Here is a 13,330-nt window from a genome sequence, read left to right on the forward strand (position 1 = left end):
CTCACTGCTGCGCCGACAGCTTCTGCAGGTCCGCCTGCAGTTCCTTCAGCGCCTGCGCACTGGACTTGTCGCCGTTCAGGGCCGCGTACGCCTCCTGCTGGATCGCCGAGGACACGTCGCCGTACTGGACCACCCGGGGGCGCGGTATGGCGTTGAGGATCGCCTTCTTCAGCACCGGCAGGTACGGATACTGCTCGACCAGCGTCCGGTCGTCGTACAGGTCTGCGTACGGCGGGGCGGCCGAGCCCTCCTTCAGGAACGTGGTCGCGCTGTCGTGGCTGGTGAAGAACTTGATGAAGTCCAGCGCCGTGGCCTTGTTCCTGGCGAAGGAGGACAGGGCCACGTTGTGGCCGCCCAGGGTGGAGGAGCCGGCTCCGGTCAGGCCGGGCAGCGGCGCAACCGCGAGCTTGCCGGCGACCTCGCTCTTCTGGGCCAGCGAGTACACGTAGGGCCAGTTGCGCAGGAAGATCAGCTTTCCGGACTGGAACGCCTGGCGGCCTTCCTCCTCCTGGTAGGTGATGGCCTCTTTCGGGATCGTGCCGTCCTTGAAGGAGTCGACGAGGAAGTCCAGGCCCTTCTTCGCGGCGGGCGTGTCGACGTCCGGCTTGCCGTTGGCGTCGGTGACGACCCCGCCGGCCGAGTTCACGGCCTCGGAGAAGTTGACGGTCAGGCCCTCGTACTTCTGGAACTGGCCGGCGTAGCAGGACATGTCCTTGGCCTCGGGCAGCCTCTCGACCTTGGCGCAGGCGGCCTTCATCTCCGCCCACGTCGTCGGCGCGGCGCTGACGCCGGCCTTCTTCAGCAGGTCGGATCGGTAGTAGAGGATGCCGCCGTCGGAGGACTGCGGGGCCGCGTACAGGTTGTCGCGGTACTTGACCGTCTCCACCACCGGCTTGAGCATCTCGTCCAGCGGGAACTGCGCGGCGGGCAGCTGGTCGATCCACTGGTGGGCGGCGAACTCCGAGGTCCACACCGCGTCCAGGGAGAGCACCGTGTACGCGTCGGACTTCGTCTCGGCGTTCTGGATCATTTGCTGACGCTGCTGGTTCACGTCCGCCGGCAGCTGGACGAAGGTGACCTTCTCCTTCGGGTGCTGCGCGTTCCAGCCGTCGATCACCTTCTGGACGACGCCGGAACTGTCCTTGGCGGCCGCGAACGTGATCGGGCCACGGCCCGTGAAGGCCGACGGGCTCTTGGACTGCCCCGACGAACTGCTCTCGTCGGAGGAGCCGCAGGCGGTGAGGACGAGCCCGGCGGCGACGAGCACGGCCGAGCACTGAAGGACTCTGGTGGTTCTGGCGTTCATGTCTCTCCTGGACGTGCGGAACCGAAGTCTCGGTCTGTAGTGAGACTGAGCTGTCATCGCGTTCGAAAGATCAAAAGAGCAGGTCAAAGCCACGAAAGACGACTTCACGACGACGGCTTCGACTTCACTGAGACAACGCTTGCACCGTAGGAGTGCTCTCAATGGAAGTCAATGCGTAACTTCCCGGTAGCAAGGATGCTTCACGCGATCGAGGCCACCCTCTTATAGGCACTTATCGGTCATTCAACCTCGCCGAGCCCTGCGGGAACCTGCGAGAATGCTCGTGACAGCGCTGTCACGAAGGGTCCCTCCGGAGAGTCGATCTGTGCTAACTTCCGCTCATGTCACCAGCTCAGCGGCACCCCACGTTGGCCGACGTCGCCGAACGGGCGGGCGTCTCCTCGTCCACCGTCTCGCGCACCCTGCGCGGAATGACATCGGTCTCGCCACAGGTCCGCGCCCGGGTCGAGGAGGCCGCCCGTGAGCTGAACTTCGCGATCTCGCGGCAGGCGTCGAGCCTCGTCACCGGCCGGACCGGCGTCATGGCGGTACTGGTGCCCACGCTCGACTCGTGGTTCATGGGAGCGGCACTGTCCAGCCTGGGCCCGCTGCTGCGCGCCGCGGGCATGGAACTCACCCTCTACGTGGTGCCCGACCTGGCCGAACGGGCCGCGTTCTTCGACCGCTTGCCGGCCCGACGCAACGCGGACGCGCTGCTGGTGTTCTGCTTCGACCTCAACAAGGAGGAGACCGCCCGGCTGGACGACCTCGGCATGCCGGTCATCTACGTCAGCCAGCACGTCGAGGGCCGCCCCAGCATCTACGTCGACGACGTCGCCGGCGCCTGCAGGGCCACCCGCCACCTGATCAACCTCGGCCACCGCCGGATCGCCTTCGCGCACACGGTCAACGCCCGCGGCTTCAGCTTCAGTTCGCGCGAGCGCCTCCTCGGCTACCAGCAGGCGCTCACCGAGGCGGGCATACCTCTGGACGACGACCTGGTGGTCACGACCCCGCCCCGTGACAAGCGCGGCACCACCCAGGCGGTCGGAAACCTGCTGAGCCTGCGTGAACCACCCACCGCGATCTTCGCCGAGCAGGACGAACTGGCCGCCTCCGTCATCTCGACCCTGCGCACCGTACAGATCGACGTACCCGAACGGATCTCCGTCCTCGGCTTCGACGACCAGCTGATGGCCGAATGGCTGGACCTGTCCACCGTCGCCCAGTCCCCCTCGGACATGGGCCGCGCCGCCGCCGAACTCGCGCTGGAACTCATCAACGACGACCAGGCGGACCGCAGTCGGCACGTCGTCCTGCCCACGCACCTGATTCTGCGGGGGACGACGGCTCCACCGCCCGCTCCGCAGAGGGAACGCGAGGGCAACGGCGCTGGTGACGGACGGAGCGCCTGAATATTCGGGGACAGCCTGACAATCGGGGTCTAGGGAAAGGAGCCTGGAGCAGCTGCGCTCGGTGCGCTCGGTGCGCTCGGTGCGCTCGGTGCGCTCGGTGCGCTCGGTGCGCTCGGTGCGCTCGGTGTTCTGGGTGTTCTGGGTGTCTGATGTTCTCGGTGAGTGCGAGGCGGCGACCCGTCCGTGGAGAGGAACTCCCGGTCGCCCAGCCCGAGTTGCCGGAAAACCCCGCTCCGCAGGCTGAGCGCCCAGGCCGGCCGCCCTTCATCCGGCGGCCGGGTCACCGCCGCCGTCACCGCCGCCGTCACCGGAACCGGCGTCGCACCCGGCCGACCGGATGATCCTCAGGACCGCAGCGCCGCGCCTTCCTCGACGATCAGCCCCGCAGTTGCCGCAACCGACTCGACCCGGCCGTCCGAACCGATCGTGAGGTCGAGCCGTTCGCCCGCGACCGTCAGCCCTGTGACCGTGAGCGCCCCGACGGGCAGCGCACCTGCCGGCCGGAGACGGAGACGGCCCGCGGGTACGTCGGGGTCCAGACCGGTGAGCGCCGTCAGGAAGGCGATCGCCGCTGCCGCCGACCAGGCCTGTGGGCGGCAGGCGGCCGGGTAGGGGACCGGGGCGGGGGTGTCCGTACGGGCGTCGCCGCCCCAGAGCTCGGGCAGCCGGTAGTCGAAGGCCGGCGCGGCGTCGAGGATGCCCTCGATGAGCCGGGCGGCGGCCTCGGGGTGGCCGCTGCGGGCGAGGCCGGTGACGGCGATGGCGGTGTCGTGCGGCCAGACGGTGCCGCAGTGGTAGCGCAGCGGGCCGAAGCCGCCGGACGTCGACGACATCGTCCGCAGGCCGTAGGCGTCGGACATGTCCGGGGCGGCGAGCCGTGCGGCGACGGCGGTGGTCTCGTCGGTGTTCAGGATGCCGGTGGCCAGGAGGTGGCCCATGTTGCTCGCGACGGCGTCGACCGGGCGGCCCGAACGGTCAAGTGCCATGGCGGGGTAGGGCCCTTGGCGGTCGGCGACCCAGAACCGGGCGCGGAAGCGGTCGGCGAGGCCGGCCGCGAAGGTCCGCCATCGTTCGCCGTCCGGCAGCCCGAAGGCGTCGAGGAGTGCCGCTCCGGCGAGGGCGGCCTCGTAGGCGTAACCCTGTACTTCGGCGAGAGCCAGAGGCGCTTCGGCGAGCCGGCCGTCGGTGAAGCGGACGGCGTCGGCGGAGTCCTTCCAGCCCTGGTTCGCCAGGCCGGTGCCCCGGTGGTCGACGTACGAGAGGAAGCCGTCTCCGGCACGGGCGGCGGAGTCGATCCAGTCGAGCGCGGCCACGAGCGCGGGCAGCAGCGGCTCGATGTCGGCGGTGGGCAGACCCCAGCGCCAGGCGTCGTGGAGCAGGCAGATCCACAGGGGGGTCGCGTCGACCGTGCCGTAGTAGACCGGTGGCAGGTGAAGTCCCTTGCCGTCGTCGAAGACGCCGCGCCGCACCTCGTGGAGGATCTTGCCCGGCTCCTCTTCCGTCTCCGCGTCGGTGCGGGTGCCCTGCTGGGCGGCCAGGGTGCGCAGGGTGCCCAGTGCGAGGTCCGTGCCCAGCGGCAGGAGCATCCGCGCGGCCCACAGGCTGTCCCGGCCGAAGAGCGTGAAGAACCAGGGGAGGCCCGCAGCGAGGAAGGTGTCACCCGGCGACACGGTCATGGCCATGCGCAGCGAGTGGAGGTCGTCCAGGCTCTGGGCGACAAGGGCGGGCAGCCGGCGGTCGTCGGCGGTGACGTCGGGGCGCTGCCAGGTGGGCCGCGGGTCGGCGGCCGTGACGACCGCGTCGGGTTCCGAGACCTCGACGGCCAGGTGCAGGTCGACGCTCTCGCCGGGCGCGACCGTGAGCGTCCAGGTCAGCGTGGAGTGCGCGGCGTCGGGGGCCGCGCCGGGGGCGCTGACGGTGACGGCGACGGTGCCGTCTCCCCAGCTCAACACACCGGCGCCGGACGACAGTTCGCCCGTCGGCTGGAGCGGAGACCGGGCTGCAAGGCCCGCCTTCGCGTGCTCCAGCGGTACGAGGTCCCCGGCGATCTCGACCCGGACGGCGAGACGCACCGGCGTCGTCGCGGTGGAGCGGACGGTCAACTGTTCGGTGAGCAGGCCGGGATGCAGGATGCGCCGCCGGTCGACCCGGACGGTCGGGTCGGGAACCGCGTCGCCGAGCGCCTGGGCCAGGCCGACGAAACGGCTGCGACCGGGACCGTCCGTCGCGTTCATCACCGCGACCACCGGCAGCCAGCCCTCCTCACCGTCGGCCGCTCGGGCGTCGCTGCCCGCCGCTCCGGCGTCGCCGTCGACCGGTCCGGCGTTGCTGCCTGCTGCTCCGGCGTCGCCGTCGACCGCTCCGGCGTCGCCGTCCGCCGCGTCGGCGTCGGCGCGCAGCGTCACGCGCAGCAGGCTCACCGCGCGTACGTCGGCGTGGAAGAGCCCCTGCACTCCGGCCCCCGGAGCGGCGGCGTCGAGGTTGCCGTCCGGCTCGGACAGCACGACAGTCGGGGCGGCGAGGGTGACCGCGAGATCGTGCAGGAGCGGCTGCCGCTCGGGTGAGGTCATGAAAGCTCCGTCCGGTGCCCTCGTGTCTCGTGGGCGGTTTGTGGGGGTGGCTTGTGAGGTCGGTTTGTGACCGCGCCGACTCTTGACAGGCCGGGCGCCGATCGCCACAGTAACCGATTGGAACGCTAAATTTAACGTTCAAATCCAACCGCGACGGCGTTGACGATGCGCCACCGCGACGGCGATACGCTGCGGCGCAGTGAACTTTGTGGAGGTGGCTTCGCGATGGCGCGAGTAACACTCGAAAGCGTGGCGCGGCATGCCTCCGTGTCGACACAGACCGTGTCCAACGTGATCAACGCGCCGCATCGGGTGCGGCCGGAGACCCTGGCCCGCGTACAAGCCGCCATCAAGGAACTCAACTACCGCCCGAACCAGGCTTCCCGGACGCTGCGGACCCGGCGTTCACGGCTGATCGGCGCCCGCATCGAGCCGCTGCGCGACGGCGTCAACGGCGCCGTCCTCGCCCAGTTCCTCCAGTCGCTGACCGCCCGTACCCAGGAGGCCGGCTACCGGATCGTGGTGTTCACGGCCACGGACGACGACCACGAATGCACCCTGTACGAACAACTGCTCGACGACCATGACCTCGACGCCTTCGTCCTGCACGCCACTCACGCCGGCGACCGCCGGACGGCATGGCTGACCGAGCGCCGGGTGCCGTATGTGACCTTCGGCCGGCCCTGGGGGGCCGAAGCCGAGGCCTCCGAGCGGCACGGCTGGGTCGATGTCGACGGCGCGCAAGGGACCCTTGCCGCGACCCGGCACCTCATCGAGGCCGGTCACCGGCGCATCGCCTTCCTCGGCTGGCCGGAGGGACCGGAAGGATCAGAGGTCGGCGACGACCGGCGCAGGGGCTGGTCCGACCTCCTCGCCGTGTCCGGAGTCGATGTCCCGGCCGGCTACGACATGGGCGTCCCCGACGGGCTCGACACCGGCCGTGAGGCCGCCGGGGCGATGCTCGACCTGCCCACCCCGCCGACCGCGATCGTCTGCGCGAGCGACTCGCTGGCCCTCGGGGCCTGGACCGAGATCACCGCGCGTGGACTGCGCCCCGGGGCCGATGTCGCGGTGGTCGGCTTCGACGACTCCCCGACGGCGGCGGTCGTCGGTCTGAGCAGCGTGGCGCAGCCGTACGACGAGGCCGCCGCCGCCTGCCTGAACATGCTCCAGGAACTGCTGGCGACTCCCGAACCGCCGGCCGTCCCGCCGCCCCCTGTCCTGCTGCCGCCCCGGCTCGTCGTCCGCGCGAGCGGCTGAGCCGCTCCGCCGCACCCGAACCCTCCTTCCCCCTGCCGAGCGGCTCCGTAATCCGCTCAGCCAACACCGGCGATCCCGCTCGCAGCCACAGTGCGGCGACGGGGCGCGCCCTCCCCTCTACCACCGGCTCTTCAGGCCGGCCTGCGCAAGGAGATTTATCATGAGAAATCCGCGTACACGCTGGGCAGTTGGAGCCGTCGCGCTGCTGTCGCTCAGCCTGTCGGCCTGCGGGGGCAGCGGGTTCGACGACAGCGGCACGGACGACAGTCAGGAGTCGGCCGGACCCGCCTCGATCAAGGTCCTCATCGCCTCCAGCGGCGACGCCGAGACGAAGGCCGTCAAGGACGCCTCCGACGCGTGGGCGACGAAGTCCGGCAACAAGGCGACCGTCACCCAGGCCCAGGACATCAGCCAGCAGCTCGGGCAGGGCTTCGCCTCGAACAACCCACCGGACGTCTTCTACGTCGACGCCAAGTTCTTCGCCACGTACGCCAGCGCGGGCAGCCTCGAACCGTACGGCGACACTTTCCCGGGGAAGGACGACTTCTACCCGGCCCTGCGTCAGGCGTTCACCTACGACGGCAAGTTCTACTGCGTTCCCAAGGACTTCTCCACGCTGGGCCTGCAGATCAACACCACGGCATGGTCGAAGGCCGGTCTGACGGACGCCGACATCCCCACCACGTGGGAGCAGCTGGCGGCCGTGGCGAAGAAGCTGACCACGGGCAAGCAGGTCGGCTTCGTCCTCGGCGACACGCGTGACCGGATCGGTGCCTTCATGGTCCAGGCCGGCGGCTGGGTGACGAACAAGGACGCCACCAAGGTCACCGCGGACTCTCCCGAGAACCTCAAGGCCCTGGAGTACGTCCGGTCGCTGCTCGCCGACGGCTCGACCAAGTATCCCAAGCAGCTCGACTCCGGCTGGTCGGGCGAAGCCTTCGGCAAGCAGAAGGCCGCGATGACGATCGAGGGCAACTGGATCGCCGGCGCGATGAAGAACGACTACCCGGACGTCAAGTACAAGACGGTCCCGCTGCCGACCGGCCCCGCAGGCAAGGGCACGCTCGCCTTCACCCAGTGCTGGGGCATCGCGGCGAAGAGCAAGCACAAGGCCGCAGCCCTCGACTTCGTCAAGGCGATGACCGCGAAGGACGCCGAGCTGAGCTTCGCCCAGGCGCTCGGCGTGATGCCGTCACGGCAGTCCGCGTCGGCCGACTACCTCGCCCAGTCCCCGCAGGACAAGGCGTTCATCGACGGAGCCACGTACGCGCAGGCCCCGGTGAACGTCCCGAAGATCGACCAGGTGCTCACCGACTTCGACACGGGCCTCCAGTCACTGCCCGACGCCGACCCGAAGCAGATCCTCGCGCGACTTCAGAAGAACGCGCAGGCGGTCGTGGGCCAGTGACCCGGACACCCCTGAGACCGACGGAGTGAGAGTGAATCTGCGATGAGTGAACCGAACCCCGGGCCCGCACAGGGCCCGGGTAGCGGCCCGGCAGCAGCCCGCCCGGCAGGCACCGCCAAAGACCGCGTCCCGTCATCCGTGCCGCGTGGACCGGTCAAGGACACCGGTCCGGACGACGCCGCCAAAGCCGGTGGAGGAACTGGTGGAGGAACCGGTGGAGGAACCGGTGGAGGCCGCCGCACCCGCGCCTCCCGAGGCGGTATCCGGGGCCGGGAGGGTCTCGCCGGCTGGCTGTTCGTCTCACCCGTCCTCGTCGTGCTCGGACTCTTCCTGGTCGTGCCGATCGTCATGGCGCTCTGGGTGAGCCTGTCCGACTGGAACGGCCAGGGCAGCCCCTTCTCGTCGGGCGTGGACTTCGTCGGCGGCCAGAACTACGAGCCGCTGCTCACCAAGTCCGGCCTGGCGCAGAGCGACTTCATGACGAGCCTGCGCAACAACGCGTACTACGTGCTCTTCGTCGTGCCGCTGCAGACCGTGCTCGCGCTGGGCCTGGCGCTCCTGGTCAACGGCAGACGGCTGAAGGGCAAGGGGTTCTTCCGCACCGCGTACTACTTCCCGGCGGTGACGAGTTCGGTCGCGATCTCGGTCGTCTTCCTGTTCCTCTTCTCCTCCAGCGGGGTCGTCAACTCCCTGCTGGCGAAGATCGGAGTCGACGGACCGGCCTGGTTCGCCGATCCACGCGGCATCATCCACCTCGCTCTCGGCGCCCTCGGGATGAACACCGACGCACCGCCTGCCGCGCTCGCCGACCACGCCGTCGGCGGCCTGTCCCTGTGGGACTGGATCTCAGGCCCCAGCGTGGCCATGACCGCGGTCATCGCGCTGGTCGTGTGGACGACGGCGGGCACGTTCATGCTCATGTTCCTCGCCGCCCTGCAGGACATCCCCCTCGAAGTCGAGGAGGCCGCCGAGATCGACGGCACCGGACGCTGGCAGCGGTTCCGCCACGTCACGCTGCCCATGCTCAAGCCGACGCTCTTCCTCGTCCTGACCCTCGGCCTCATCGGCACCTGGCAGGTCTTCGACCAGATCTACGTCATGACCAAGGGCGGACCCGGAAAGACGACGCTGACTCCCGCTTTCCTGTCCTACCAGTCCTCGTTCATCAACAACGAGTGGGGACAAGGCAGCGCCATCGCCTTCATCCTCTTCGTGATCATCGTCGCGATGACGCTCCTGCAGCGGTTCGTCCTGCGCGACAAGGACGAGGCCCGCACCAAGGCCGACACACGGCGCGCGGCGAAGGCGGCCCGCTCCGGGTCCGGTCCGACGACGGGGGCGATCTGATGCCCCGCACCGCCGCATCGGGTGCCTACGCCCCACATCCCGGAACCGGCGCGACCGCACCCACCACCGCAGCCGCACCGGCGGCCACAGCCGACGTCCACAACAGAGGCACGCGATGAGTCCACAGCACCAGCCCGCCGACGCGGGCACCGCAGCGAACACCGGCGACAAGCACCCGACCCGCCGCGCGGACAAACGCACACGCCCCGGCGGGGGCCTCACCCGCGCTCTCGGCTACACCGCCCTCGTCGCCATCGCGCTGCTCTACATCTATCCCTTCCTCATCCAGCTCGCGACGAGCTTCAAAACCGACGCGGACGCCACCAGCCACCCCCTGTCACTGTGGCCGACCCACTTCACGACGGCGGCCTTCAGCCGGCTCGCCGATGCGGACTATCCGCGCTGGTTCGCGAACTCCGTCGTCGTCGCACTCTTCGTCACCGCGGGCCGCGTGTTCTTCGACTCCCTGGCCGGATACGCACTGGCCAGGCTGCGCTTTCGCGGCCGGGGCGCACTGTTCGGAGCCGTCATCGCGGTGATGGCCGTGCCCGGGGTCGTCCTGCTCATCCCGAAGTTCCTCGTCCTCAACCAACTCGGGATGTACGACTCCTACTCGGGCATGATCGTCCCGCTTCTCGCCGACGCGGCGGGGGTGTTCATCATGAAACAGTTCTTCGAGTCGATCCCCGTCAGCGTCGAGGAAGCAGCCCGCATCGACGGCGCGAGCACCTTCCGTATCTACTGGTCCGTCGTACTGCCGATGGCCAAGCCGGCCCTCATCACCCTGACCATCCTGTCGTTCCAGGGATCGTGGAACGAGCTTCCGCACTTCATCGTTTCCCGGCAGAGCCCGGAACTGAACACGCTCACCTCCGGGGTCGCCTCACTCGTCTCCGGCCAGCTCGGTGACGGCAACCAGTACCCGATCAAGCTCGCGGCGGCCCTGCTCATGACCATCCCCGTGGCACTGGTGTTCTTCGCCTTCCAGCGGCACTTCGTCCGAGGCGGCACGGCGGGCGCGACCAAGGGGTAGCCCGGGCGAGGCACCTGAATTTCGTTGTGATCAATAAGCGGGTGGTGTGGACCCTGCACCCCCTTCGACAGGACCGGGCCACATGAACAACTCGCCCCCGAACGACTCCTGGTGGCGCTCCGCGGTCATCTACCAGGTGTACATACGCAGCTTCGCCGACGGCGACGGCGACGGAACCGGCGACATCGCCGGCCTCCGCTCCCGTCTGCGGTACCTGGCCGACCTCGGCGTCGACGCGATCTGGATCAACCCCTGGTACCCGTCCCCACTGGCCGACGGCGGCTACGACGTCTCCGACTTCCGCGGCATCCACCCCACGTACGGCACCCTCGACGAGGCACGGAAGCTGATCACCGAGGCCCACGAGCTGGGCCTGCGGGTGATCCTGGACATCGTCCCGAACCACACCTCCGACCAACACGCCTGGTTCCAGGAGGCGTTGGCGGCGGCGCCCGGATCCCCGGAACGAGACCGGTTCATCTTCCGCGAGGGGAGAGGGGAGAACGGCAGCGAACCCCCCAACGACTGGTACGCGGCCTTCGGCGGCCCCACCTGGACCCGCACGCCGGACGGCCAGTGGTACCTCCACCTCTTCGCCCCCGAGCAACCGGACCTGAACTGGGAAAACCCCGAGGTCCGGGCCGAGTTCGAGTCGATCCTGCGCTTCTGGTTCGACCTGGGCGTCGACGGTTTCCGCATCGACGTCGCCCACGGCATGGCCAAGGACCCGGCCCTCCCGGACCTCGGCCTGACGGAGTTCTCCGTCCTCGCCGACGAGGACCAGCCGAACCACCCGCACTGGGACCGCGACGGCGTCCACGCCATCTACCGCAGCTGGCGCGCCATCGCCGACAGCTACCCGAACCCCCGCGTCTTCGTCGCCGAGGCCCACGTACGCCCCAGCCGCCTGCCCGACTACCTCCGCGCGGACGAACTCCACACCGCCTTCAACTTCGACTTCCTCAAGTGCGCCTGGGAGACAGACAAGTTGAGGGAGGTCATCGACCGCACGATCACCGATCTGGCGAAGGTCGGCGCCCCCGCCACCTGGGTCCTCTCCAACCACGACGAGACCCGCCACACCACCCGATACGGTCGCGCCCACACCGGCGTCACAACCCCGGCGCGCGACCAGGGCCACCCCACCGACCTCGCCCTCGGCACCCGCCGAGCACGGGCGGCGGCCCTGCTGATGCTGGCCCTGCCCGGCGGCGCGTACATCTACCAGGGCGAGGAACTCGGCCTGTACGAGGTCGAAGACCTCCCCGAGCAGGCCCTCCAGGACCCCACCTGGGAACGCTCCGGCCACACTGTCCGAGGCCGCGACGGCTGCCGCGTCCCCCTCCCCTGGACCGGCGACACCCGGCCGTTCGGCTTCAGCACATACGGGTCCGCCACGCCCTGGCTTCCCCAGCCCGACGACTGGAAGTCGTACACCGCCGAAGCCAACCAGGCCGACCCGACCTCCATGCTCCAGCTGTACCGCTCCGCCCTGCGCCTGCGCCGCACCAACCCCGACCTGCGAGGCGAGGACTTCCGCTGGCTGGACAGCCCGCCCGACACACTCCTCTTCCAGCGAGGCAACGCCCTGCTGTGCGCGGTCAACCTCGCCGACCGGCCGATGCCACTCCCCGACGCCTGGAGCCCCCTCCTTGCCTCAGGACCGCTGAACAAGGACGGCATGCTGCCGCCGGACACCACGGTCCTGCTGCTGGACTGACCGACGGGCGGTCACGGAGTCTCTCCGGCCGATCTCCTCCGCGCGTCCAGTCGCGCCCGAATACGCCAGGGCCTGTCCGGTGTTCCTCCCCGCCGATCGGACAGGCCCTGGCCCATGTCCAGGGAACCCGATAACCCGATGGAGTTGCTCTGAAACGGCGCCCACGCCTCCCCACAGGGAATGCGCTGGTTCGGTCATGGTTGTCAGCGGGTGCGTGACGGCAGGGCATGGACTTGCCCAAGGCGAGCAAGTCATACGGGCGATTGATCCGCCAGGATGCGTTCCAAGGAACGGTGACCCATCCGGCTCATGGGCGGGTTGCTTTCGACGTAGTACCAGACCAACCCCATCGCTTGAGCGAAAGCCCACGCCTTACCACGCTCCCATTCAAGATCGCCGCTACCCAGGTGATCGCGGAGCACCTGCCGCGGTCCGGCCTCCAGCAGATGCCACGCACTCACGAGATCCAGCGAAGGATCGGCCGGCCCGAAGCCGCCGACGTCGAGAATCCCCGCAAGCCGGCCGGCGGACACCAGCACGTTGCCGGGAATCAGATCGCAATGGGCCATGGCGTCCTCGGCTGCACCTCGCGGCAGATCACGCAGAGTTGCCCAGATACGGCGCAGCCGAGGGACATCCAGGAGTTGCTCACTGTGTCTGAAACAGGTCTCCATCCACGCGTCATGGGACTGCAGGTCGCCTCCTCGACCTGTGCCGGCGAACGTGCGGCCATGCGTGTCGATCGCGCGTAGTTCGCCGATGAGATCGGCCAAGTCACGGGCAAACGCAGACGATTCGCCTGGGCCCTCGTTGGCGGCCACGACGCCGGGCAGCCATGTCTGCACCGACCACGGAAGCGGGTAGCCTGCCCCGGGTTCACCGAGCGCGACCGGCTCCGGCGTGGGGAAACGCGTGCGACCTGCCAACTCGCGAGCCGCTTCCGCTTCGGTCTCCAGCCCGCGCCGCGTCGACTCGACATCTGCGGACTCAAGAGGGAATCGAGCGGTGAACCGATCGCCGATACGGAAGATGGCGTTGACCGTACCCTGTGCGGCGATGCTCCTGACCTGCAGGCTTCGCCACTCGGGAAACTGCTGCTCCACCAACGTGCGCACCGTCTCAGGTGACACCGTCAGCTGGTTGGCGTGCATCTTCATGGTGGAAGCCTCCGCGTCACGATCTTCAAAGGCAACCCGTTTTGCGACTCGGCCTGTACGGCGTCCGAGACCTCCCCGAGCCGACGCTTCAGGACCACACCTGGGAACGCTCCG

General features: G+C 69.2%; 9 protein-coding genes. 6 read left to right on the forward strand and 3 right to left on the reverse strand.

Annotated features, from left to right (window positions below; all coding sequences use genetic code 11):
* Position 1 precedes the first annotated feature (1 nt).
* A complete protein-coding gene (locus OG734_RS28610) occupies positions 2 to 1,306 on the reverse strand; it encodes an ABC transporter substrate-binding protein (protein WP_330290354.1) in 1,305 nt (434 codons plus the stop codon).
* 341 nt (positions 1,307 to 1,647) lie between these two features.
* Here OG734_RS28610 and OG734_RS28615 point away from each other — a divergent pair, with 341 nt between their 5' ends.
* Positions 1,648 to 2,721, forward strand: coding sequence for a LacI family DNA-binding transcriptional regulator (locus OG734_RS28615; RefSeq protein ID WP_330290355.1), 1,074 nt, complete (start codon positions 1,648 to 1,650; stop codon positions 2,719 to 2,721).
* 344 nt (positions 2,722 to 3,065) lie between these two features.
* Here OG734_RS28615 and OG734_RS28620 read toward each other — a convergent pair whose 3' ends face one another.
* Positions 3,066 to 5,291 carry a glycogen debranching N-terminal domain-containing protein gene (locus OG734_RS28620; RefSeq protein ID WP_330290356.1) on the reverse strand — a complete coding sequence of 742 codons (2,226 nt, stop codon included), beginning with the start codon at positions 5,289 to 5,291 and terminating at the stop codon, positions 3,066 to 3,068.
* Positions 5,292 to 5,516: 225 nt separating this feature from the next.
* Between OG734_RS28620 and OG734_RS28625 the strand changes: the two genes are divergently transcribed.
* The 5 genes from OG734_RS28625 to OG734_RS28645 all read left to right on the forward strand — a co-directional run bounded on the left by OG734_RS28625 (position 5,517) and on the right by OG734_RS28645 (position 12,059).
* Entirely contained in the window at positions 5,517 to 6,551 is a 1,035-nt protein-coding gene (locus tag OG734_RS28625; RefSeq protein ID WP_330290357.1) for a LacI family DNA-binding transcriptional regulator, read from the forward strand.
* A gap of 160 nt (positions 6,552 to 6,711) precedes the next feature.
* Entirely contained in the window at positions 6,712 to 7,959 is a 1,248-nt protein-coding gene (locus OG734_RS28630; RefSeq protein ID WP_330290358.1) for a sugar ABC transporter substrate-binding protein, read from the forward strand.
* Positions 7,960 to 8,001: 42 nt separating this feature from the next.
* Positions 8,002 to 9,306: a carbohydrate ABC transporter permease gene (locus tag OG734_RS28635; protein ID WP_330290359.1), complete on the forward strand. Its 1,305-nt coding sequence runs from the start codon at positions 8,002 to 8,004 to the stop codon at positions 9,304 to 9,306.
* 115 nt (positions 9,307 to 9,421) lie between these two features.
* Complete coding sequence (locus OG734_RS28640; RefSeq protein ID WP_330290360.1) at positions 9,422 to 10,339, forward strand: carbohydrate ABC transporter permease; 918 nt, start codon at positions 9,422 to 9,424, stop codon at positions 10,337 to 10,339.
* Between the two features lie 82 nt (positions 10,340 to 10,421).
* A complete protein-coding gene (locus OG734_RS28645) occupies positions 10,422 to 12,059 on the forward strand; it encodes a glycoside hydrolase family 13 protein (protein WP_330290361.1) in 1,638 nt (545 codons plus the stop codon).
* Between the two features lie 251 nt (positions 12,060 to 12,310).
* Here the strand turns inward: OG734_RS28645 and OG734_RS28650 are convergent, their stop codons facing one another.
* Positions 12,311 to 13,216 carry an aminoglycoside phosphotransferase family protein gene (locus OG734_RS28650; RefSeq protein ID WP_330290362.1) on the reverse strand — a complete coding sequence of 302 codons (906 nt, stop codon included), beginning with the start codon at positions 13,214 to 13,216 and terminating at the stop codon, positions 12,311 to 12,313.
* Between the last annotated feature and the right edge of the window lie 114 nt (positions 13,217 to 13,330).

The sequence above is a fragment of the Streptomyces sp. NBC_00576 genome (assembly GCF_036345175.1).
Classification (GTDB): domain Bacteria; phylum Actinomycetota; class Actinomycetes; order Streptomycetales; family Streptomycetaceae; genus Streptomyces.